21 protein-coding genes are annotated in these 22439 nt (G+C 67.1%); 7 read left to right on the top strand and 14 right to left on the bottom strand.

The features are described from left to right. Nucleotides 1-3 precede the first annotated feature (3 nt). From AC3ANW_RS19665 to AC3ANW_RS19655, 3 genes are all read right to left on the bottom strand, one after another. Nucleotides 4-1494, bottom strand: a complete 1491-nt coding sequence (locus AC3ANW_RS19665; protein ID WP_488342522.1) for an aldehyde dehydrogenase family protein — start codon at nucleotides 1492-1494, stop codon at nucleotides 4-6. 13 nt (nucleotides 1495-1507) lie between these two features. Next, nucleotides 1508-2422, bottom strand: a complete 915-nt coding sequence (locus tag AC3ANW_RS19660) for an NAD(P)-dependent oxidoreductase (RefSeq protein ID WP_488342521.1) — start codon at nucleotides 2420-2422, stop codon at nucleotides 1508-1510. Nucleotides 2423-2527: 105 nt separating this feature from the next. Further along, nucleotides 2528-2821 carry a putative quinol monooxygenase gene (locus AC3ANW_RS19655; protein ID WP_488342520.1) on the bottom strand — a complete coding sequence of 98 codons (294 nt, stop codon included), beginning with the start codon at nucleotides 2819-2821 and terminating at the stop codon, nucleotides 2528-2530. 69 nt (nucleotides 2822-2890) lie between these two features. On the opposite strand from AC3ANW_RS19655, the gene AC3ANW_RS19650 reads away from it, so the two are divergent. Continuing rightward, nucleotides 2891-3679: an NUDIX domain-containing protein gene (locus tag AC3ANW_RS19650; RefSeq protein WP_488342519.1), complete on the top strand. Its 789-nt coding sequence runs from the start codon at nucleotides 2891-2893 to the stop codon at nucleotides 3677-3679. Here the strand turns inward: AC3ANW_RS19650 and phnX are convergent. From phnX to AC3ANW_RS19620, 6 genes are read right to left on the bottom strand one after another with little or no spacing between them, the layout of a single operon-like run. Further along, nucleotides 3582-4427: a phosphonoacetaldehyde hydrolase gene (gene phnX, locus AC3ANW_RS19645; protein ID WP_488342518.1), complete on the bottom strand. Its 846-nt coding sequence runs from the start codon at nucleotides 4425-4427 to the stop codon at nucleotides 3582-3584. The genes AC3ANW_RS19650 and phnX overlap by 98 nt on opposite strands. A 32-nt stretch (nucleotides 4428-4459) precedes the next feature. Then, on the bottom strand, nucleotides 4460-5590 hold the full coding sequence (locus tag AC3ANW_RS19640) for a TIGR03364 family FAD-dependent oxidoreductase (protein WP_488342517.1): 1131 nt from the start codon (nucleotides 5588-5590) through the stop codon (nucleotides 4460-4462). Next, on the bottom strand, nucleotides 5587-6264 hold the full coding sequence (locus AC3ANW_RS19635) for an HAD family hydrolase (protein WP_488342516.1): 678 nt from the start codon (nucleotides 6262-6264) through the stop codon (nucleotides 5587-5589). Before AC3ANW_RS19635 ends, AC3ANW_RS19640 begins: the two co-directional genes overlap by 4 nt. A 14-nt stretch (nucleotides 6265-6278) precedes the next feature. Continuing rightward, entirely contained in the window at nucleotides 6279-8006 is a 1728-nt protein-coding gene (locus tag AC3ANW_RS19630) for a putative 2-aminoethylphosphonate ABC transporter permease subunit (RefSeq protein ID WP_488342515.1), read from the bottom strand. Further along, the gene (locus AC3ANW_RS19625; protein ID WP_488342514.1) at nucleotides 8006-9088 is read right to left on the bottom strand and encodes a putative 2-aminoethylphosphonate ABC transporter ATP-binding protein; all 1083 of its coding nucleotides are present in this window, start codon (nucleotides 9086-9088) and stop codon (nucleotides 8006-8008) included. Before AC3ANW_RS19625 ends, AC3ANW_RS19630 begins: the two co-directional genes overlap by 1 nt. A gap of 15 nt (nucleotides 9089-9103) precedes the next feature. Next, nucleotides 9104-10141, bottom strand: a complete 1038-nt coding sequence (locus AC3ANW_RS19620; RefSeq protein ID WP_488342513.1) for a putative 2-aminoethylphosphonate ABC transporter substrate-binding protein — start codon at nucleotides 10139-10141, stop codon at nucleotides 9104-9106. 170 nt (nucleotides 10142-10311) lie between these two features. Between AC3ANW_RS19620 and AC3ANW_RS19615 the strand changes: the two genes are divergently transcribed. The 3 genes from AC3ANW_RS19615 to AC3ANW_RS19605 are packed head-to-tail and all read left to right on the top strand — an operon-like array spanning nucleotide 10312 to nucleotide 12520. After that, on the top strand, nucleotides 10312-11064 hold the full coding sequence (locus AC3ANW_RS19615; protein WP_488342512.1) for a phosphonate utilization associated transcriptional regulator: 753 nt from the start codon (nucleotides 10312-10314) through the stop codon (nucleotides 11062-11064). Between the two features lie 5 nt (nucleotides 11065-11069). Then, nucleotides 11070-11642 carry a phosphonate degradation HD-domain oxygenase gene (locus AC3ANW_RS19610; protein WP_488342511.1) on the top strand — a complete coding sequence of 191 codons (573 nt, stop codon included), beginning with the start codon at nucleotides 11070-11072 and terminating at the stop codon, nucleotides 11640-11642. After that, nucleotides 11639-12520: an EamA family transporter gene (locus AC3ANW_RS19605; RefSeq protein ID WP_488342510.1), complete on the top strand. Its 882-nt coding sequence runs from the start codon at nucleotides 11639-11641 to the stop codon at nucleotides 12518-12520. Before AC3ANW_RS19610 ends, AC3ANW_RS19605 begins: the two co-directional genes overlap by 4 nt. Nucleotides 12521-12533: 13 nt before the next feature. Here the strand turns inward: AC3ANW_RS19605 and AC3ANW_RS19600 are convergent, their stop codons facing one another. The 3 genes from AC3ANW_RS19600 to AC3ANW_RS19590 form a co-directional block, all read right to left on the bottom strand. Continuing rightward, nucleotides 12534-13346 carry an aldolase/citrate lyase family protein gene (locus AC3ANW_RS19600; RefSeq protein WP_488342509.1) on the bottom strand — a complete coding sequence of 271 codons (813 nt, stop codon included), beginning with the start codon at nucleotides 13344-13346 and terminating at the stop codon, nucleotides 12534-12536. Nucleotides 13347-13506: 160 nt separating this feature from the next. Continuing rightward, complete coding sequence (locus tag AC3ANW_RS19595; RefSeq protein WP_488342508.1) at nucleotides 13507-15030, bottom strand: UxaA family hydrolase; 1524 nt, start codon at nucleotides 15028-15030, stop codon at nucleotides 13507-13509. A 43-nt stretch (nucleotides 15031-15073) separates the two neighbouring features. Next, on the bottom strand, nucleotides 15074-16069 hold the full coding sequence (locus AC3ANW_RS19590; RefSeq protein WP_488342507.1) for a Bug family tripartite tricarboxylate transporter substrate binding protein: 996 nt from the start codon (nucleotides 16067-16069) through the stop codon (nucleotides 15074-15076). Between the two features lie 122 nt (nucleotides 16070-16191). Here AC3ANW_RS19590 and AC3ANW_RS19585 point away from each other — a divergent pair, with 122 nt between their 5' ends. Next, nucleotides 16192-17133 (top strand): LysR substrate-binding domain-containing protein, encoded by a 942-nt coding sequence (locus tag AC3ANW_RS19585; protein ID WP_488342506.1) that lies wholly within the window; start codon nucleotides 16192-16194, stop codon nucleotides 17131-17133. Nucleotides 17134-17264: 131 nt separating this feature from the next. Then, entirely contained in the window at nucleotides 17265-17513 is a 249-nt protein-coding gene (locus tag AC3ANW_RS19580) for a CsbD family protein (protein ID WP_488342505.1), read from the top strand. 99 nt (nucleotides 17514-17612) lie between these two features. On the opposite strand, the gene AC3ANW_RS19575 is transcribed toward AC3ANW_RS19580, so the two are convergent. Together AC3ANW_RS19575 and AC3ANW_RS19570 are read right to left on the bottom strand one after the other, a co-directional pair. Then, a complete protein-coding gene (locus tag AC3ANW_RS19575; RefSeq protein ID WP_488342504.1) occupies nucleotides 17613-18926 on the bottom strand; it encodes a sulfatase family protein in 1314 nt (437 codons plus the stop codon). Further along, entirely contained in the window at nucleotides 18923-19909 is a 987-nt protein-coding gene (locus AC3ANW_RS19570) for a Bug family tripartite tricarboxylate transporter substrate binding protein (protein WP_488342503.1), read from the bottom strand. Before AC3ANW_RS19570 ends, AC3ANW_RS19575 begins: the two co-directional genes overlap by 4 nt. A 189-nt stretch (nucleotides 19910-20098) precedes the next feature. On the opposite strand from AC3ANW_RS19570, the gene katG reads away from it, so the two are divergent. Beyond that, on the top strand, nucleotides 20099-22333 hold the full coding sequence (gene katG, locus AC3ANW_RS19565) for a catalase/peroxidase HPI (protein ID WP_488342502.1): 2235 nt from the start codon (nucleotides 20099-20101) through the stop codon (nucleotides 22331-22333). The last annotated feature ends 106 nt before the right edge of the window (nucleotides 22334-22439 follow it).

Below are 22439 nucleotides of genomic sequence, written 5' to 3'. Positions count from 1 at the left end.
GCCTCAACCGTGCTTGATGGCGATGGTCTTGATGGTGGTGAAACCGCGCATGCCCTCGAAGGCTTTTTCGCGGCCGTAGCCTGAATGTTTCATGCCGCCGAACGGCAGTTCGATGCCGCCGCCGGCCCCGTAGTTGTTGATGAACACCTGGCCCGCCTCGATGGCATGCGCCATGCGCAGTTGCCGGCCGCCGTCGCGGGTCCACACCCCGGCGGTCAGGCCGTAGTCGGTGCCGTTGGCCAGTTCGGCGGCTTCGGCCTCGGTGTCGAAGGCAAAGGCGGCCAGCACCGGGCCGAAGACTTCGTCCTGGCCCATGGCGCTATCGGGCGGCACGTCGGCGAACAGCGTGGGCAGCACATAAAAGCCGCCGGGCGGCGCACCTTCGGCCAGCCGGCCCTGGCCTGCGACGGTGATGCCCTCCGCCACGGCTGCGTCGATCATGCCGCGCACCTTCTGCTGCTGGCGGCGGTTGACCACCGGGCCCAGGTCCAGGTTCTGTTCGCCCGGACCGACCCGCAGCGCCTTGAAGCGTTCGGCCAGTTCCGCCACTACTTCGGCATACACCGAGCGCTCGATCAGCACCCGGCTGCCGGCGGTGCAGGTCTGGCCGGCGTTCTGGATGATGGCGTTGACGATGGTCGGAATGGCCTGCTCCATGTCGGCATCTGCGAACACCACCTGCGGCGACTTGCCTCCCAGCTCCAGCGTGACCGGCACATGCCGGCGCGCGGCGGCCTCGGCCACGGCGGCGCCGGTCTGGGTGGAGCCGGTGAAGGAAATATGGGCGATGCCCGGATGCGCCGACAGCGCCGCGCCGGCTTCGCTGCCCAGGCCGCACACCACGTTGATGGCGCCCGGCGGCATGCCGACTTCCAGCCCCAGCGCAGACACGCGCAGCGGTGTCAGGCAGGCGTCTTCCGCCGGCTTGACCACACAGCAGTTGCCGGCGGCCAGGGCGGCGGCCACCGAGCGGCCGTAGATCTGCGCCGGATAGTTCCAGGGAATGATGTGGCCGGTGATGCCGTGCGGCACCCGCACCGCCATCACGGTCGTGCCGGCGGCATACGGGATGGTCTCGCCGTGCAGCTTGTCGGCAGCGCCGCCGTAATACTCGAAATAGCGCGCGCAGGCGGCGATGTCGGCGCGGGCCTGGGCCATCGGTTTGCCGGTGTCGCGGCATTCGAGCAGCGACAGTTCGTCCTGGTGGGCCAGGATGGCGGCGGCCAGCTTGTGGAGCAGCCGGCCGCGGTCGGTGGCGGTGAGTTTTCCCCAGTCGCCGTGGTAGGCCCGGCGCGCGGCCTTCACCGCATCGTCGATGTCCGCGGCGCCGCTGCGGGGGATGGTGGTGAAGGTCTCGCCGCTGGACGGGTCGATGACGTCCAGCGTGCCGCCGCCATGGGCTGGCACCTGGCGGCCGTCGATGAAATTGAAGAATTCCGCAAGGATGGCGGGCGAGCCGCCGGCGGGTTCGATGGCGGAAGGGTGGCGGTCCATGGGGCGAGTCTCCTTATGCGGTGATCGAAGAGCCTGCCGGCGCGGTACGGGCGGCCAGCACACTCACCAGTTCGGGCAGCAGGGTCTGCGGCGTGGATTCGTCCAGCGCCTGCTCCAGCGTGGCCAGCACGGCCGACGCGATGCCGTGTTCGGCGCCGCCGTCCTCGGCCATGGTGTTGTAGTAACCCAGGTCCTTGCAGGCATTGGCCAGGCTGAACTTCAGGCCCGACGGGTCCTGCGCCAGCAGGTAGGGCTTGAGCCGCTCCAGCGCCGCGCCGCCGCCGCCGCCCTTGCTCAGCACGTCGATCAGCACGGCGGGGTCGATGCCGGCGCGCTGGGCGCAGGCGGCAGCCTCGGCCAGCAGCGACACGGTGCCCAGCGACACGAAGTTGTGCAGCAGTTTCATGCGGTGGCCGGCACCCACCGGGCCGGCATGGAAGATGTTCTCGGCGAAGGCCTCCAGCAGCGGTCGCACCTCGGCCAGCAGCATGGAATCGCCGCCCACCAGCAGGTTGAGCCGGCCTTCCGCGGCCTCGCGCGGTGTGCGGGTCATGGCTGCGTCCAGGAACCGGCCGCCGGCCATCTGCACTGCATGCGCAACCCGTTCGGTGGAGTTGGGCACGGCGGTGGAGCAGTCGATCACCACGGTGCCCGGCTGCATGCCCTGCAGCACGCCGGCTTCACCGAGCAGCACGGCCTCGACCTGGGGCGTGCCGGTGACACACAGCAGGACGATGTCGCTTTCGGCCGCCAGGTCGGCCACCGAGCTGCGCGAGGTGGCGCCGGCTGCCAGCAGGTCATCCAGCGGCTGGTTGCCTGCATGCTCAAGCACCGCCAGCGGCCAGCCCTTGCGCACGATGTTGCCTGCGATGCCGTGGCCCATCAGGCCGATGCCGACCATGCCGACACGCGGCTTCTGCTGCTGCATCATTTGTCCTGTCTCCGGAGTTGTCGTCTTGTCGAAAGATCGTACAACCGGGGGGGTCCCGGATGAATGGGGAAAGCCCCGGAGCAGGATGCCTTTCGGCAGGGTTCAGGGGACCGCGCGGTCCAGTCGGCGCGCTACCTTGCCGGTGACCCAGGGCGCGGTCAACGCATCGAACTTCCTGAAATGCGCAGATGCGAGATGAGCCTGGAAAGCTGCGTCGTCCTCGTACACCTCGTACAGGAAGAACGCGGTCGGGTCCGCCGGGTCGCGGCCGACGTCGAACTGGTGGCAGCCGGCCTCGTCCGCTACCGAGCGGGTGGCGTTCTCGGCGATGGCGGCGGCGAAGTCTTCCGCATGGTCTGCATGGGTGGTGAAGTCGACGATGACGATCTTGTGCATGGTGTTTTCTGTAAGGCCGTTGCGAATCGAAATGGGGCCGTCCATTTTCGGCGAGGTACGCTCCCGCGCATGAATCCTCAGCCTGACGCCGGCCGCCTGTCCCTGTTGATCGACGGACACGCTGTCGGCTCCATCGCGGCGCCGCTGTTCGACCTGCTCCGGCAGACCGACCTGCCGCTGCGGTCTTCCTGCAATTCGGTAACGCTCTTCGGTGACCCGGACGCCGCCCTGGCGCGCATCGCCGACTGGCTGCGGCAGCACGGCCACGCCGGTCGCTGGCGGGATGAAAAACTGGCGGTCGCCGACAAGCAGGGCCGGGTGCTGGCATCGGTCGAACGCGGCGTGGTGCGTGTCCTCGGCATCGCCACCACCTCCGTCCAACTGCACGGCCGCGCGGGTGAGGGCGGAGGCTGGTGGCTACAGCAACGCGCGCTCGACAAGGCAACCGATCCGGGTCTTTGGGACACGCTGATGGGCGGCATGGTGGCCGCCGGGGAAACGGTGGAGCACGCACTGTTCCGCGAGACCTGGGAAGAGGCCGGCATCGACCTCGAAGGCATCGACTTGCGGGCGGCCGGTTCCGTTACCGTCCAGCGCCCGGTGACCGATTCAGGCTCTTGCGGCTGGCTGGTCGAGACCATGCACGCCTATGAATGCACGCTGCCGGACGGGCTGGTGCCGGCCAACCGCGACGGCGAGGTGCTGCAGTTCGCGTGTTATCCCGATGCCGGAATCGACCGCCTCGTGGCCGCCGGCCGGCTCACGCAGGAAGCGGCGGCTGCGGTGGCCTTGTGCCGCGCGCCAGGTTCGCACCGATCTCGTCCAGCACCGGCAGCAGTTCGGCCACCGAGTCGATGACGTAGTGGGCCCCGGCGCCCTTGAGTTTGGCGACGGCGATCTGCCGCAGCCGGTCCTGCTCGGCGGGGAGCAGCGCCTGCCAGTCCGCCAGCGGCAGGCCGACCGCGTTGCCGCTGACGGCCACGCCCACCGTCCAGGTTCCGGCACGCAGACCTTCCAGGATGCCGACCTCGGTGTCGTCCACCTTCACCACCGTCTCCGGCCACCAGACGCCCAGGTCGGCGAAAGTGCGGTACATCATCAGCGGCGACGGTCGGCCGGCGGGCAGGTCGCCGGCACACACCAGGTTGTCGGGCAGATAACCGGCGGCTGCGGCCAGCGGGGTGACGATCTCCATGATGGGCCGGTTGTAGCCGGTGGTCGAACCGATCTTCAGGCCGCGCCCCCGGATGGCGGCGATGGTGTCCAGCGCGCCCGGGATGAAGTCGGCGAAGTCGGCCACCACTGCGGCGTTCATGGGGGTGAACACCTCGTAGAGATGGTCCACATCGGCATTGGTGAAGGGTTTTCCGTACCTCGCCTGCCACTGCGCGGCGATGGCGGGCAGGCTGCCCAGCGCATGGATGTGGTCCCACTTGGCGACACCCATCGGGCCGCGTGCCTGCTCGATGGTCAGCTCGATGCCGAACTGCTCGAACAGCCGCACGAATGCGCCCATGGGCGCGCAGGAGCCGAAGTCGAGCACGGTGCCGGCCCAGTCGAAGACGACGGCGCTCAGGGTGTCGCGGGAATGGCTGCTGGATGTCATGGTGTCTCTCTTGCGAATGCTTTGGATGGGTTTCACCAGGCGGCGAAGACTTCTTCGGCGATGCCGAAGGCGGTGCTGGCGCCGGTGCCGCTGGTCACCAGTACCAGCCGGGTGGCGTCGTCGGGTCGGTCGATCAGGCAATCGGTCACCGGCGACGACGGATAGATGCCCACCCAGCGTTCGGTCACCCGGGCTTCGCGCAGCTTCAGGGTTTCATGCAGGTGTCGCAGGATGAGGTCGTCCACCCTTTCGTCGGCGAACGGCCCGGGCGCGGCGCCGTAGTGGTGAGAATCGCCGACCACCAGCGAACCGTCGGCGCTCTGCACCACGATCAGGTGGATGCCGTTGTCGAGCGACTCGCCTTCTTCCCGCCGCATCTGCTCCAGCAGCGGTGCGGCGGCCGGCAACTTGCTGTAGCCGTGGTAACGCACCAGGCTCAGGTCGGCCATCACCGAGCCGGGCAACTGGAAGCCCGCTTCGGGCTGCACCCGCAGCATCTGCAGCCGGCACAGGCTGAGGTTATGCGGCGTCAGGCGTTCTGCGAAAAGGCCGTTGAGGTCGGTGTTGGTACACACGGCCACCCGTTCGGCAGACAGCACGGCGCGTGAGGTGCGTACACGCGGCGTGGTGACTTCCAGTACCGCCTCGCTGAAACGGAAGGTGACGCCCAGCGATTCGGCCAGCCAGCGGGTGAGCTGGCCGATGGCGGTGCGCGACTCGACGCGCATTTCATGCGGGCTGTACAGCACGCCCTGCGCTCCGTCGAGCTGCAGGACGGGTGTGCGCCGGGCTGCGGCGGCCGTGTCGAGCAGCTGGCAGCCGGCGCCCATTTCGGTGGCCATGAACTCTTCAAGAACCTTCAGCGCCTGCGGCCGGAATGCGGTGAGGTACAGGCCGTGGTGCACCGCCTCGATGCCGGCCTGCGGCGCGATCGCGCCCCAGATTTCGCGGGCGCGCCGGGCTCGTCGCCAGGTATCGCCGGCTCCCTGGCCGGTGACGGTGATGAAACCGAAATTGCGGATGGACGCGCCGACGCAGGCTGCGTCGCGCTCGACCACACACACCTTCAGTCCGCGTCGGGCGGCGGTATAGGCATGGGCCAGGCCGACGATGCCGGCACCGACCACTATCAGGTCGAAATGATGGGGGTTCGAGGGACTCATGCCAATGCTCGGTTGAGTTGAAGAACGGGCCAGTGCACTGCCTGGGCATGGGCCCGCAGGCGGTCGTCGGGATCGACGGCGACCGGCTGGCCGACCGAACGCAGCAGCGGCAGATCGTTGATCGAGTCGCTGTAGAACGTGGCGTCGGCCAGTGCGTCCGGCGCCAGTCCCTGGTCGTGCAGCCAGGCCAGCAGGCGGGTGACCTTGCCTTCGCGCATGTTCAGCGTGCCCTGGGTCTCGCCGGCAAACCGGCCGTCGTCGCGCTGGCGCATCTCGGTGGCGATGAGGTGGGTGAACCCGAATGCGGCGGCCGACGGTTCCGACAGGAATCGGCTGGCCGCCGTGCTCAGCACCAGAAGGTCGCCGCGGTCGCGGTGCTGCTGCACCAGGTCGAATGCGGCGGCCGGCAGGCGGGGGCGCACCACCTGCTCGAAGAACGCGATGCGGATGGCGGCCCAGGCCTCGGGTGTGCGGCCGGCGAAGGTCGATGCATAGAAGGCGCAGAACTCGGCCGGCGTGGCGCTGCCGTCGTGATAACGCCGGTCCATCTCGGCGTTGCCGGCGGCGAAGGTCCGGCCCAGCTCGCCGCGCGCCAGCAAAAACTCCACCCACATCACTTCGCTGTCGCCCGTCAGCAGCGTGTTGTCGAGGTCGAAGATGGCCAGGCGTGCCATGGTCTTCGCCGGTTTCATCGCGACGGTGCCCGCCAGGCCTGGGTGCGCCGTTCCACCAGTTTGCCGACCGCCAGGTACAGCAGCGTGACCACACCCGAGGTGCCGGCGATCAGTACCGCCATGGCCGCAGCCGGACCCGTGTCGCCGGCTTCGTCGAGGTTGAGGATGGCGACCGACGCCAGTTTGGTGTCGGGCGAATACAAAAACACCACCGCCGAGATGGTGGTCATGGCGTTGATGAAGAAATAGCGCGAGACGTCGAGCAGCACCGGCAGGCAGATCGGCAGCGTGACCCGCCAGAAGGTCTTGTAGAAAGGGACTTTCAGCGATGCCGACACGGCCTCGAATTCGGCGTCGATGGACTTCAGCGCGGTCACCACCGTCAGGTGTCCGGTCGTGTAGAAATGCACCACGGTGCACAGCACCAGCAGCGGCAGCGTCTGGTACAGGCCGTTCAGTGGATTCGCCGGCGCGTTGAAGAAGAAGATGTAGCCCAGCCCCAGCACCAGGCCCGGCACCGCCATCGGCAGCATGGCCAGCAGTCGCACCACCGGGCGCATGGCGTCGAAGCCCCGGGTCTTTTCCAGCAGGTAGGCGCCCACGAACACCACCACCGTGCCGAACACGGCGGTGCCGGCCGCCAGCTTCAGGCTGTTGAGCATGGCGTTGCCCAGTTCGGCGTCGATCAGGCCCGACACGTAGTGGTTGAAGCTCGGCGTCAGGTTGTACGGCCACAGCTTGGCGAAGGACGCGAACACCGCCATGCCGAACATCGCCAGCACCAGGCCGACGATCAGCAGGCAATACAGCGTCATGGCCACGTCGAAACCGCGCGACGGCCTGGGCACCAGGGCGACCGCGCGGGCGGTGAGGGTGGCGGTCTGCCGGCGCTGCACCCACCAGTCGATGCCGAAGGTGGCGACCGCCGGCAACAGCAGCAGCAAGGCGACCACCGCGCCGCGCTGGAAGTCCTGCTGGCCGATCACCAGCTTGAACACATCGGTGGCCAGCACGTTGAAATTACCGCCCACCACCTTCGGTATGCCGAAGTCGGTGATGACCAGGGTGAAACACACCAGCGCGGCCGAAATGAGGCCGTACCTGGCGCCCGGCAGCGTGATCGTCATGAACTTGCGCAGCGTGCCGGTGCCCAGCGCCTGTGCCGCCTCGTACAGCCGCGCGTCGGCCAGCGCCAGCGCGGTGACCAGGATCATCAGCACATGCGGGAAGGTGGCGAAGCACTCTGCCAGCACGATGCCCGGCGCACCGTAGATGCCGCTGAAGCCCAGGCCGGTCCAGAAGTCCTTCGCCACGCCCTGGTTGCCGAACCAGTAGATGATCGAAATGGCCGACAGCAGCGAGGGCGCCAGCAGCGGCAGCAGCATCACCGTGCGCAGGAGGCCCTTGAAGGGCATGCAGCTGCGGGTGAGGGCGTAGGCGAAGGCAAACGCCAGCGGCACCACGATGGCGGTCACGGCCAGCGACACCCAGACGCTGTGCCACAGACTCTGCAACAGCGACGGCGAAGCCAGGTAGGCGGCGAAGGCGCCCAGGCCCGAACCGGCCGCGCCCTCGGGAGCGTCGAAGGCCTTGGACAGGATCACCGCCAGTGGCGCCAGCAGGCCCACCACCAGCAACAGCACGACGGCCAGCAGGCCGGCGTGGGCGACGCGGTCGGCCGGCGGCACCCGCTGTTTGAGCGGCGGCGGCCGCACCGACACCACGGCCGCGGCGGCGTTCATCAGGCGGCTGCCGCGGGGAACACCCGCAGCCGGTCTGCACGCAGCGAGAACTGCACCGACGCGCCTTCGCGCACGTTGAATTCATCCATCTGATTGAGCGAATATTGAAGTTGCAGCGGCTGGCCGGGCAGGCCGTCGACATCGACTTCGGCCAGGCAATTGCCGCCCAGGAACTCGATATGCCGAACGGTGCCGGCGCAACGCATCGGGTCGTCGGCGTGCAGTTGGCCGACGACGCGGTCTTCGGGCCGCAGGTATAGCGAAACCTCGCGGCCGGGGCGGAAGTCCGAGTCGCCGCCCGCCGCGCATTGCAGCCGTTTTTCGCCGCAGCGGAACCAGTGGCCGCCCTCGGCCACGGCATCGAGCCGGTTCACCTTGCCGACGAAATTCGCCACGAAATGCGACGCCGGCTCGCGGTAGACCTGCATCGGTGTGCCTACCTGCTCGATCACGCCGTGGTTCATCACCACGATGCGGTCGGCCACCGACAGCGCTTCTTCCTGGTCGTGGGTGACCATGATGGTGGTCACGCCAAGCTGTCGCTGCAGCGCCCGTATCTCGTTGCGCAGGTGCACCCTCACGGTGGCGTCCAGCGCGGAAAGCGGTTCGTCCAGCAGCAGCAGGCCGGGTGACGTGGCCAGCGCCCGCGCGAGCGCGATGCGCTGCTGCTGGCCGCCGGACATCTGCGCCGGGAACTTGCCACCGCTGCCCGGCAGGCCGACCAGCGCCAGCAGTTCGTCCACCCGCTTGCCGACCTGGGCCTTGCCCTCGCGTCGGTTGACCAGCCCGTAACCCACGTTCTGCGCCACGGTGAGATTGGGAAACAGCGCATACGACTGGAACATGATCCCGTAGTCGCGCTGTGCCGGCGGCAGCACCGAGATGTCGCGGCCGGCCTGCACGATGCGGCCGGAGGTCTGGGTTTCCAGGCCCGCGACGATACGCAGCAGGGTGGTCTTGCCGCAGCCCGAAGGCCCGAGAAAACACACGAATTCGCCGCGCTCTATCGACAGGTCGATGTCGTCGAGCGCGGTGAACCCGCCGAAGCTCTTGTGGATGCCTTGCAACTGCAGATAGGTCACGGGCGGCTCCGTCGGTTATTTGCGGGCTTCGCTCTTGCCGTCGTAGCGGCGGACCCATTCGGCCAGCGTGCGTTCGCGGCCGGCGGCGGCCTTGTCGAAATCCAGCTTGATGAGGCGCGATTCGTAGTCGGCCGGAATATTGGCCAGCTTGGGCGCCACGCCCGGCTGCGCGGTGATGGCGAAGTTCTTGCCGTACAGAATCATCGCGTCCTTGGACGAAGCCCAGTCGGCCAGTTTCCTGGCGGCCTCGAGCTTCTTGGTGCCTTTGTAGATGGCAAATGCTTCGAGGTCCCAGCCCAGGCCTTCTTTCGGGAACACCAGCTCGATCGGTGCTCCCTTTGCCTTGTTGGCGTGGCCGCGGTATTCGAACGAAATGCCCACCACGTATTCACCCGCCGCGGCCATGTTGCAGGGCTTGGAACCCGAATGGGTGTACTGCGCGATGTTGTCGTGCAGGGCGTCCATGTATTTCCAGCCGCCGCCCTTGCCGGCGTCGTCGCCCCACAGCTGCAGCCACGACACCACGTCCAGGTAACCGGTGCCCGACGACGCCGGGTTGGGCATCACCACCTGGCCCTTGTATTCGGGTCTGGTCAGGTCCTTCCAGGTTGTGGGCAGGGGGATGTTCTTCTTCTTCGCCTCGACCGTGTTGAAGCACACGGTGGCGCCGAACACGTCCATGCCGAACCAGGCCGGCGGGTTTTTCTTGTCGCGGTAGGCGGACATGATGGCGTCGAGGTTCAGCGGCGCGTAGGGCTCGAGCATGCCGTTGCGTTCGAACAGCGCCAGGCTGGTGGCGGCCACGCCCATCACCACGTCGGCCTGCGGGTTGGCTTTTTCGGCCAGCAGCTTGGCGGTGATGACACCGGTCGAGTCACGCACCCACTTGATGTCGATGTCCGGATTCACCCGGTTGAACGACTCCTGGTAGGCCTTCAACTGGTCGGTCTCCAGCGCGGTGTAGACGACCAGTTGGGTCTTCTGCGCAAACGCCGATGCGGCGAAGACGAGACCGAGGGCGGCGGCGATCAGTTGCCTGGCTGCGAGTTTCATCGAAATGCTCCTGGGTGAGGGGGAGTAAAGGGCGGAACTTTGGTGGCCGAAGAAGTCATCCTCGTGACACGGGCTCCAAGCAAAATCGAGGCCATGTCAGTAGATTGTTTTTTGCAGATCGTAGACAATCTGGAAAAATTGCACCTGAAACGTCCCTGGAAAATCGTTCCGTGAACCTGCCTTCCCCCATCGGCAACGCTATCGCTCACTTGCAGGAAAACTCGCTTGCCGGGCTGGTGCAGAACGAAGTCGAACGCCTCATCCTGAACGGCGAACTGGCGCCCGGGGCCAAGCTCACCGAAATCACCATCGCCACGCAGCTGGGTGTGTCGCGCGGCCCGGTGCGCGAAGCCTTCCGTATGCTCGAGGAAGCCGGACTGGTGCGCACCGAAAAGAACCGCGGAGTGTTCGTGCGTTCCATCGACCTCGACGAAGCGCTCGAGATCTTCGAGTTGCGCGCCGTCATGGAGATGTACGTGGGCCGCAAGCTGGCGCTCACCGCCACCGGCGCGCAGGTCAAGCAACTGCGCCAGCTGGTCGAAGCCATGGACCTCGCCGCCAAGGCGAGCGATGCGCAGGAATACCACCTGCATAACCTGGCCTTCCACGACCGGCTGCTGGCGTTGGCGGGCAATGCCAAGTTCGCGGCCACCTATCGCCGGCTCATCAAGGAACTGTCGCTGATCCGCCGGCAGAACCTGTCCGGTGAGTCGATGGTTGTCTACACCCGCGAACACCGCGCCATCGTGCGGGCCATCGCAGCGCACGATGTCGAGGCCGCGGGCCAGGCCATGTTCGACCATGTGATGAACAGCCGTGAGCGCACGCTGGTCAACTACGGCGGCAAACCTGCCGGCGAGCCCGAAACGCCCACGGCGCCCGCCCGCAAACGTGCACTGCGTGCCGTCACCCAGGAAGGCTGAACCGCATGTCGTTGAGCTTCGATGACATCGAGACCCTGTTCCGCCGGCACGGCGCAGCCCGGTACAGCGGCGAGCCGGTCACCCAGACCGAACACGCGCTGCAGACGGCCTTCTTCGCCGAGCAAGACGGCGCCGACGACGAACTGGTCACCGCCGGCCTGCTGCACGACCTGGGCCATCTGCTGCCGGGTGCACAGGACCACGGCGAGACGCCCACGCTGCGCGGTGTGGACGACCTGCACCAGTTCAGCGCCCTGCCTTTCCTGCGCGGGCTGTTTTCCCAACGTGTGCTGGACGCCATCCGCTGGCATGTCGATGCCAAGCGTTACCTGTGTGCCACGCGGCCGGCCTACCAGGCGGGCCTCTCGGCCGATTCGCAGCGCAGCCTGGTCCTGCAGGGCGGCGTGTTTTCGGCAGACGATGCTGCGGTCTTCATCGCCCGACCGCATGCCGCGGACGCGGTGCGCCTGCGACTATGGGACGACCGGGCCAAGGTCGACGGCCTGGTCACGCCCGACCTGGCCCACTACTTGGCACGCGCGCGGCGCTGCCGTATCGGCGAAGGCACGGTGACGTGAACCCGGCCGCCAGCCTGACCCTTCCGCTGGTCCTCACGCTGCTGTTCGCCGCGCTGCTGCACGCCAGCTGGAACGCGCTCATCAAGTCGGGCGGCAACAAGTCGCTGGACACCGCGCTGATCCACAGCCTGGGCGTGCTGTTCGCCATTCCCGCGGCCTGCTGGTTCGGCTTGCCGGCGGCTGCGGCCTGGCCTTACATCGCCGCATCGTCGGTGATCCACATCGCGTATTACGTGGCCTTGTCGGGTGCATACCGGCACGGCGACCTGGGGCTGACCTATCCGGTCATGCGGGGGTCCGCACCGCTGCTGGTCGCCCTGACGGGCGCGGTGATGGGCGGCGACCGGCTGTCGGTCCAGGCCTGGGCGGGCGTGCTGGTGATCTGCGCCGGGGTGCTGCTGGTCGGGCTGGCGCAAGCGACGCTCGACCATCCGGGCGGCGGCAACCGGCGCAAGGCGCTGGCCTTCGCGCTGCTCAACGCCTGCATCATCGCGGCCTACACCGTCATCGACGGCTTCGGCGTGCGCGCCTCGGGCGACCCTTTTGCCTATGCGGCAGCCATCTTCCTGTTCGACGGCCTGCCCTACATGGCGCTGGTGATGTGGCGCGCGGGTCCGGGGCGGCGAGACGCCCTTCGCTACATGCGCGTGCGCGTGGCGGTGGCCATCGGCGGCACCATCGCCTCGCTGGGCAGCTACTCGATTGCCCTGTGGGCCATGAGCCATGCGCCCGTCGCGCTGGTCGCCGCCCTGCGCGAGACCTCGGTGATCTTTGCCGCGCTGATCGGCACGCTGCTGCTCGGCGAACGTTTTGGCTGGGGCCGCGCCGCCGGCACCGGGCTGGTGGTGGCGGGTGTGGTCACGCTGCGTTTCAGCTAGGCGGGCTTCTTCTTCAGTAGGCGGCGCTGGCCGTGCCGACCGCAGTTGTGACTGGGCCGGCGCCGGGCGCAAAACCGGCCCGCAGCGCACGCGCGGCCTTGGCGTACACCAGCACATCCACGCCCACCGCCACGAAGGTGCAGCCCAGGTCGAGGTATCGCCGCGCCAGTGCGGGGTCGGACGTCAACGTCCCGGCCGCCTTGCCGCTGGCGATGATGGTGCGCATGGCGTTCTCGATGGCTTCCTGGACGGCGGGATGGCCCGGAGCGCCGCGGTGGCCCATCGAGGCCGCCAGGTCGGCCGGGCCGATGAACACGCCGTGCACGCCGTCCACCGCGCAGATGGCTTCGAGGTTGTCGAGCGCGGTCACCGTTTCGGCCTGCACCAGCAGGCACACCTCGTCGTCGGCCACGTCCAGATAGTCGGAGCGCTGGCTCCAGCCCGACACCCGGGCTACCGCGCTGCCCACGCCACGGATCCCCAGTGGCGGGTAACGCGTGGCAGCGACCAGCGCCGCAGCCTGTTCCGCGGTGTCGACCATCGGCACCAGCAGCGAACGGGCGCCGATGTCGAGCAGCTGCTTGATGAGGGCGGTGTCGCCGTTGACCGCTCGAACCACCGGCTGCGAGGGGTAGTTCGCGACGGCCTGCAGCGCTGACAGGGTGCTGCGCAGGTCGTTGGGTGCGTGTTCGCCGTCGATCAGCAACCAGTCGAAATGCGCGGTGGCGCTGACCTCGGCGAGGTAGGGGGTGGCCATCGAGAGCCACAAACCTATTTGTGGATTTTTGGCGGCGAGGGCGGTTTTGAAGGGGTTGTTCGCGGGCATCTTGGCGGGTTTCTTTCTTTGAGTTTTTTTGTGTGGGTCAGGGTTTTGGGATTATCTCGGGCTCGCTCTGGGTTCTTTACTACAACCCTGGGGAGTAATAGCAGAAGGAGACATGGCGACGCGCAAATAACCAAAACCGATTATCAAAAAATAAACCCAATCAACTGACGATCCCCAGATGCCAGGGAACAAATTCATGGTCCCCCAGCCCCAGCCCTTCGCTCTTGGTGGCTTCGCCAGAAGCGTGCAGCAGGATCCGCTCGAAGATCTCGACCCCCAGTTCGGAGACGCTCGACTCGCCGTCGATGACGACCCCGCAGTTGATGTCCATGTCTTCTTCCAGCCGGTTGAACATGGCCGTATTGCTCGCCAGCTTGATGGTCGGCGCCGGTTTGCTGCCGAACATCGAGCCACGCCCGGTGGTAAAGCAGATCAGCTGCGCACCGCTGGCGATCTGGCCCGTGGCGGCCACCGGGTCGTAGCCCGGCGAATCCATGAATACGAAACCCGACCGGTCGATCGGCTCGGCATATTCGTACACCGCCTGCAAGGGCGTGGTGCCACCCTTCATGGCCGATCCGAGCGATTTCTCGAAGATGTTGGCCAGCCCGCCGGCCTGGTTGCCGTGGCCCACCACGCCGTTGAACTGCGCGTTCTGCCCCGCCGCATAACGTTCCCACCAGGCCAGGCGGTCCAGCAGTTTCTGGCCTACTTCGGGACTGACGGCGCGCCGGGTGAGCATGAACTCCACGCCGTGGATCTCGGGTGTCTCGGACAGGATGGCCGTACCGCCGTGGCGCACCAGGATGTCCATCGCAGCGCCCAGCGCCGGGTTGGCGCTGATGGCCGAAAACCCGTCCGAACCGCCGCATTCCAGCCCGATCTTGAGGTGCCGCGCGCTGACCGATTGCCGCCGCGCCTGGTTGGCCAGCGGCAGCATTTCCTCGACGGCGCGGATGCCGGCTTCCACCGTCACCCGCGTGCCGCCGACCTCCTGCATGACCATCGTGCGCATCAGCCTGCCTGTTTTCAGCCCTTGCGAATCGACCAGCGTATCGACCTGGTTGCGCTCGCAGCCCAGGCCGACGATTAGCACGCCGGCCAGGTTGGGGTGCCGCGCATAGCCGGCCAGCGTGCGGCGCAGCAGATCGAAATGTTCGCTGGGCGACGACATGCCGCAGCCGCTGCTCTGGGCGAACGCCGCCACGCCGTCGACGAACGGATAGGCCGCCAGCCGCTCCGGCGTGAAGTGCGCGGCGATGCGTTTGATGACGGTCGCCGAGCAGTTGACCGACGACAGGATGCCGATGAAGTTGCGGGTGCCCACGCTGCCGTCGGGCCGCACGAAACCCATGAAACGCGCCTGCTCCGACTCCGGCAGGTAGTCGACCGGACGCACGTCCTGGCAGAAGCCCGGGTCGCGGTAGCCGTCGACCAGGTTCAGGTTGTGGCTGTGCACATAGTCGCCGGCCTCCAGGTCGCGTGACGCCACGCCGATGACGGTGTCGTATTTCTTCACGGGCTCGCCGGCCGCGATGGCACGCGCCGCGATCTTGTGGCCGGCGGGCACCTGGGCGCGGGTACGCACACCGAATTCGGCGATGTTTTCGCCGAGGGCGATGGCGGTCCGGGCGACCAGCACGTTGTCGTGCGGATGCAGGCGTATCAGGGGGCTGTCGTTCATCGTGGGTGTCTGTTCTGGCGGGCAGCCGGGACGGCAAAGGTGTTCAACCCCTGGCCATCAGTTCCTTCAGGTTGAGCCGCTGGATCAGGCCGGTCTCCTGCCTGTAGACCTCCTGCACATACTGGCGGTAGGCCGGGCCGTCGAGGTACATCACCGGTGCGTCGATGCTGTCGGCCACCTTGCGGAATTCGTCGCTGTTAACGGCGATGCGGAAGGCGTCGCGCAGGCGTTTCTCGACCGCCGGCGGCAGGCCGGCCGGCGCGCCGATGCCGTTGGGGGCCTCGACCACCACGTCGTAGCCGAGCTCCTTCAGCGTCGGTGTGTCCTTGAAGCGCGGAGTGCGCACCTCGCCCCATGTGGCCAGCAGCCGCATCTTTCCGGCTTCGACATGCGGCGCCCAAGAACTGCTGTCGGCCAGCAAATCGACCTGGTCACCCAGCACGTCCTGCAGGGCTGCTGCGCCGCCCTTGTAGGCGATGGCGTTGAGCCTGATGCCGGCCGCCATGGCGAACTGCTCCATGCCCACATGGGTCGCGCCGCCGACGCCGGCATGCGCGTAGGTCACCTCGCCGGGCTTGGCCCGGGCGCGTGCCACGACCTCGGCCAGCGTCTTGTAGGGCGAGTTGGCGGACACCGCGATGCCGAAGGTCTGGCCGGAGGTGCGGACCAGGTAACCCAGGTCCTTCATCGGGTCGATCTGCACGCTGCCGATCTGCGCGAAACGGGTGACCGAAATCGGGATCTGGCCGATGGTGTAGCCGTCCGGCCGGGCCTGCGCCAGTGCCTTGGTGCCGATCATTCCGGATGCGCCGGCACGGTTGTCCACCGCGATGGTCTGGCCCAGTTCGCGCGACGCGATCTGGCAGATGGAACGCATCGATCGGTCGGCCGTGCCGCCGGCTGGCCAGGGACAGATGAAGGTGATCGGGCGGTCGGGATAGTCGGCGGCGAGCGCGTGGGTCGATACACCGGCGAGGGCGGCGGCCGCCATGCCGCCGAACAGCAACCGGCGCCGCTGCGCATCTTGATGGGGCTTCATTTCTTGTCTCCGTTCTTTTGTGGCCGCATTCTTGGCGACACAATCATTCCCATCCAATGAAATAGCGGACTCTCTTCATTGCCCTGACGACATGAAGACGGGTTAACCCGAAAGGAATCCAGATGAGCCAGATCGACCGGGTGCTGCGGTCCAACCTGAAGCTGCGGCATCTGCAGATGCTGGTGGCGCTGGACCAGTTCCGCCACCTGGGCCGTGCGGCCGAATTCCTGTCGCTCACCCAGCCCGCCGTGTCCAAGACCCTGGCCGAGATCGAACGCCTTTTCGGCCTAGCGCTGTTCGAACGTTCCACCCGCGGCACCGAACCCACGGCCTACGGCGACAGCGTGGTGCGCTTCGCTCGTTCGGTGCTGGCCGACTACGACCGCACCCGCGACGAACTGGCGGCGGTCGCCAGCGGTGCGGCCGGCCGCACCAGTGTCGGCTCGATGGTGGTCGCCCTGCCGGTGCTGGTCACCGGTGCGGTCGAGATGCTGAAACGCCGCTCGGCCCTGACCACCGTGATGGTCGAGGAAGGCGACCTGACCCGCCTGCTGCCCAAGCTGCGGCTGGGTGAACTCGACCTGTTCGTCGGCCGGCTGGAGCCCGGCTACGCCGCGCCCGACATGGACACCGAGGCGCTGTATGCCGAGCCCATGACGGCGGTGGTGCGGCCCGGCCATGCGCTGGCCGGCAAACGCCGCGCCGCCTGGGCCGATCTCGCGGCGCTGCCCTGCGTGATGCCGCCGCCCTGGGCATCGCTGCGGGTGAAGCTGGACCAGATGTTCCTGCAGGGCGACCTGCACCCGCCGATGGACATCGTCGAATCGGCGTCCTTCCTGGCGCAGCTGAGTTTTTTGCAGCAGCGCGACGCGGTGGCCTTCATGGCGCGTTCGGTCGCGCGGCATTTCCAGGCGCAAGGCCTGTTGAAGGTGCTGCCGCTCGCGGTGCCGATCGAACTGCCGGCGGTCGGGCTGATCACGCTGCGCGGCCGGCGTCCCACCCCGGGCACCGAACAGCTGATCGACTGCCTTCGGGCGGTTGCGAAGGCACTGCCGCGCCGCTAGGCCGGGACGCCCGCACCCGGCTTTCTCCGACGTCTGTGGGAGCCGATGCACGACAGCACCGTCCCCCGCCGCTGCCTAGCATCTGTTCACTCGCCTCGTTTGCGAGGCAACCACCCAACCGAAAGATTGACATGCTCGAAAAGACCGAAGGTATCGTTCAGAACATCGCAGGCAAGGTGCAGGACGCCGTGGGCGGCGCGACCGGCGACACCGGCACGCAACTCGAAGGCAAGGCCCGCCAGGCGGCCGGCAAGGCGCAGGAAGCTTATGGCGACGCGCTGAACCAGGTGCGTGAATCGGCGGTCGCCAACCCGCTCGCCACCATCGGGATCGTGGCCGGCGTGGGTTTCGTGCTCGGCGCACTCTGGGCACGCAGCTGATTTGCCAGTCGCCTGTCCGGCCCGTGCCGGACATGGAACAAGGGGCCTCATCCTGGATGAAGGCCCCTTTTTCATGGCGTACCGCAAGCCGATGTCGATTCAGCGCTGCGGCATGTCCTTCACCGAATAACCCAGGCTGACGGTCGCATCGGCGGGAATGGGCGGCATGGTCCGATTCCAGGCCTCCCAGGCTGCACGCATGTTCAGCAGACGTTCGGGTTCCTTGCGCGCCAGGTTGGCGCGTTCGCGTTCGTCGGCGTGGATGTCGAACAGATAGTCGTTGCCGTCCACCCGCAGGTATTTCCAGTCGCCGTCTCGCATTGCATGCTGCCCGCGGTGGTTCATGCGCCAGTGCATCGGCCGGCGGAAGGTGTCGGCCGGGTCCCGCAGCACCGGCAGCAGCGACACACCGTCGAGCGGGTAGGCGGCATCGGCGGCCACGCCGGCGACCGCGAGCATGGTGGCCGACCAGTCCATGGTCAGGCAGGCCTGCGATGTGGCACCGCCCGGCGCGATGACGGCCGGCCAGTGGGCGATCCACGGTACACGGATGCCGCCTTCCGTCAGATCCATCTTGCCGCCGACCAATGGCCAGCTGTCGGAAAAACGTTCGCCGCCGTTGTCGCTGGTGAAGACCACCAGCGTGTTGTCGGCCATGCCGTGTTTTTCGAGCGCCGCCATCAGCCGGCCGATGCCTTCGTCCATGTGGTGGACCATGCGCCGGTAAGTGTGGATGTTGCCGCCCGACAGGTCGAAAAGGTTGTCCTTGACCATCGGCGCGCGGTCGGCGTCTTCCCGGGTTTCCCAGGGCCAGTGCGGCGCGGTGTAGTGCAGGCTCAAGAAGAACGGCGCGTCCTGCTGCGCCATGCGGCCGACGTAATCGACGGCGCGGTCCGACAGCAGGTCGGTGAGATAGGTTTCGGTGTGATGTTCGTCGTCGCCCAGCCAGAGGTCGTGGTTGCCGCGTGAATCGCAGTGGGTGAAGTAGTCGACACCGCCGGACAGCGGGCCGAAGAATTCTTCGTATCCCGACTTCAGCGGACCGAAATGCGGCGGGTAGCCCAGGTGCCACTTGCCGATCAGTGCGGTGCGGTAACCACCGGCCTTCAGCAACGAAGGCAGGGTGGGATGTTCCGGCGGCAGGCCCAGGGTAGTGCTGCCGCGGTCGCTGCGGATGGGTTCTTCGGCAGCGCCGCGCAGCCGGTACTGGTAACGCCCGGTGATCATGGCGAAACGGGTGGGCGAACACACCGGCGAATTGCTGTATCCCTGGGTGAAACGGATGCCCTTCGCGGCCAGGCCGTCCAGCACCGGAGACACCGGGCCGAAGTCGGCATCGCGGCCGCCATAACAACCCAGGTCGGCGTAACCCAGGTCGTCGGCGACGATGAAGACGATGTTGGGTTTCTTCATGGCTGGTAACCGGACTTCTGCACCACCGGCGCCCACTGCGCACGGTAGGCCTTCAGCATGGCAGCGGTCTGTGCCGGGGTGCTCACTACCGGAACCATCAGCGCGTCCTTGAAACGCTTCACCGTGTCGGGGTCGAGCATCACCTCACGGATGAGTTTGCCCAGCAGGGCGACCTTTTCTTCCGGCATGGTGGCCGGCGCGAAGAAGGTGTTCCAGCCGGTGGCCGACAGGTCCAGGCCGGCTTCCTTGAAGGTCGGGATGTCGGGTGCGAACGGCGAGCGTTTTGCGCCCGACAGTGCCAGGATGCGCAGCTTGCCCGCCTGGTGCTGCGGCAGCACCACGTCGGCGGTGTCGATGGCGATCGGCACCTGGCCGCCCAGCAGGTCGTTGAGCAGCGGGGCCGAGCCGCGATAGCCGATGACCTGGGTCTCCACCCGGGCCTTCTCGCCCATCATCAACGCAAAGAAATGCGGCAGGCTGCCGGTGGCCGGCACGCCCACGTTGGCCTGCTTGGGATTGGCCCGCATCCAGGCCAGCAGGTGCTGAAGTTCACGCACCGGCAGGGTGGGGGAGACGGCCAGGGCGAAGTCGTATTCGTTGACATGCGACACCGGCACGAAGTCGCGTTCTGCGTCGTAGTTGTTGTCCTTGAAGACCAGCGGAGCGACCACCATCACGGCGGGGTTGGCCAGCATCAGCACGTTCTGCCCGGGCGGCGTGGCCTTGACCTGCTGGGCCGCCAGGCGGCCCCCCGCGCCGGCCTTGTTGTCCACGATCACCGGCACGCCCAGGCGCTGGGCCAGCTTGTCGCCGACGATGCGGGCCACCCGGTCGGTGGCACCGCCGGGGGCATAGCCCACCACGATATGCAGGGGGCCGTCGAGCAGCGGGGCATTCTGTGCGTGGGCGCCGCTGGCGCCGGCCAGCATGGCGGCCACGGTGGCGAGGCCGGCGCGGCGGGTGATGGATGTGTGTGAGGTCATTGGATGTCGGCTCCTTGTTTTGCCGAATTATTTCATCCGCTATACATGCGGCAGGACATCGGTTCGATGACCAGGCCCAAGCCTGAGCGCCAATCAGCGAAATAGGTTACGTCTATGTGCGGCACGGTTTTTTTGAACCAGAATTTACGGTCCGCCCCATCACCCATTCCAGCCCCAGGAGATAACCCCATGGATGACCAGAAAAAAGAAGCCAGGTGCCCGTTCAGCCAGGCCGCCGGTGCCGGCACCACCAACCGTGACTGGTGGCCGCACCAATTGCGTGTCGACCTGCTGAACCAGCACTCTTCCAAGTCCGACCCTCTGGGCATCGGCTTCGATTACGCCAAGGAGTTCCAGAGCCTCGACCTGGCAGCCGTCAAGGCCGACCTGGCCGCTCTGATGACCGATTCGCAGGACTGGTGGCCGGCCGACTTCGGCCACTACGGCCCGCTGTTCATCCGCATGGCCTGGCACAGCGCCGGCACCTACCGCATCGGCGACGGCCGGGGCGGCGCGGGCCGGGGCCAGCAACGTTTCGCGCCGCTCAACAGCTGGCCCGACAACGTCAGCCTGGACAAGGCGCGCCGCCTGCTCTGGCCCATCAAGCAGAAATACGGCCAGAAGATTTCCTGGGCCGACCTGATGATCCTCACCGGCAACGTCGCGCTGGAGACCATGGGTTTCAAGACATTCGGTTTTGCCGGCGGCCGCGCCGACGTGTGGGAACCCGACCAGGACGTGTACTGGGGCCGCGAGCAGAAATGGCTGGGCGGCGACGTGCGTTATTCGCAGGGCTCGCCGGGTGTCGAAGGCCATGGCGTGCTGGTCAAGGACGACGACAGCGAAGTGCCGCACACCCGTGATCTGGAGAATCCGCTGGCCGCCGTGCAGATGGGCCTGATCTACGTCAACCCCGAAGGCCCGGACGGCAAGCCCGACCCCATCGCCTCGGCGCGCGACATCCGCGACACCTTCGGCCGCATGGCGATGGACGACGAAGAAACCGTCGCGCTGATCGCCGGCGGCCACACGTTCGGCAAGACCCACGGTGCCGGCCCGGCCGAGAACGTCAAGGAAGAACCCGAGGCTGCCGGCCTGGAAGCCCAGGGTTTCGGCTGGAAGAACGAGTTCGGCTCGGGCAAGGGCGGCGACACCATCACCAGCGGCCTGGAAGTCACCTGGACCACCAAACCCACCCAGTGGACCAACGAGTTCTTCGAGCACCTGTTCGGTTTCGAATGGGAGCTGAGCAAGAGCCCGGCCGGCGCCCACCAGTGGGTGGCCAAGGATTCGCAGGAAACCATTCCGCACGCCCACGATGCATCGAAGAAGCTCCGGCCGACCATGCTGACGTCCGACCTGGCGCTGCGCATGGACCCGGCCTACGAGAAGATCTCGCGCCGTTTCCTGGAAAACCCCGACCAGTTCGCCGACGCCTTCGCCCGCGCCTGGTTCAAGCTGACCCACCGCGACATGGGTCCGCGTGTGCGTTACCTGGGTTCCGAAGTGCCGGCGGAAGTGCTGATCTGGCAGGACCCGATCCCGGCGGCCGAAGGTGCTCCCATCGACGCAGCCGACATCGCGGCCTTGAAACAGAAGATCGCCGCTTCGGGCCTGACGGTCGCGCAGCTGGTATCCACCGCATGGGCATCGGCCTCGACCTTCCGCGGCTCGGACAAACGCGGCGGCGCCAACGGTGCACGTATCCGCCTGGCGCCGCAGAAGGACTGGGCGGCCAACCAGCCGGAACAACTGGCGACGGTGCTGGCGAAGCTCGAAGCCATCCGCGGCGAATTCAACGGCGGCGGCAAGAAGGTCTCCATCGCCGACCTGATCGTGCTGGGTGGCAATGTCGGCATCGAACAGGCCGCCAGGGCGGCCGGCCAGGCGGTCGAGGTGCCCTTCGCGCCCGGCCGTACCGATGCCTCGCAGGACCAGACCGACGTCGCCTCGTTCGCGCCGCTGGAGCCCGTTGCCGACGGATTCCGCAACTTCACCAAGGCCAGCTTCAGCGTGCCGGCCGAAGTGCTGCTGATCGACAAGGCGCAGCTGCTGACCCTGACCGCACCCGAACTGACGGTGCTGGTCGGCGGCCTGCGGGTGCTGGGTGCCAATGTCGGTGGATCGGCCGACGGTGTTTTCACCGACAGGCCGGGCACGCTGAGCAACGACTTCTTCGTCAACCTGCTGGACATGGACACCGCCTGGAAAGCGACCTCGCGTGACAAGTATCAGGGCAGCGACCGCAAGACCGGCGCTGCCAAATGGACCGCGACGCGTGCCGACCTGGTGTTCGGCTCCAACTCGGTGCTGCGTGCGGTGGCCGAGGTCTATGGCAGCGCCGACAGCCAGGCCCGTTTCACCGCCGACTTCGTCGCCGCCTGGACCAAGGTGATGAACCTGGACCGCTTCGACCTCGCCTGACACGGCGGCCTTTCGTGGCCTTGTGAGCCGAACCCCGCAAGCCTCGGCGTGCGGGGTTTTTTTTCGGCCTGCTATCGTCGGACTGCCTGTTTCGAGCGGTGCATCT

The sequence above is a fragment of the Xylophilus sp. PBN-3R genome, assembly GCF_057747805.1.
The sequence above is the reverse complement of the archived record's forward strand: the minus strand, read 5'-3'. Positions and strand labels throughout refer to the sequence as shown.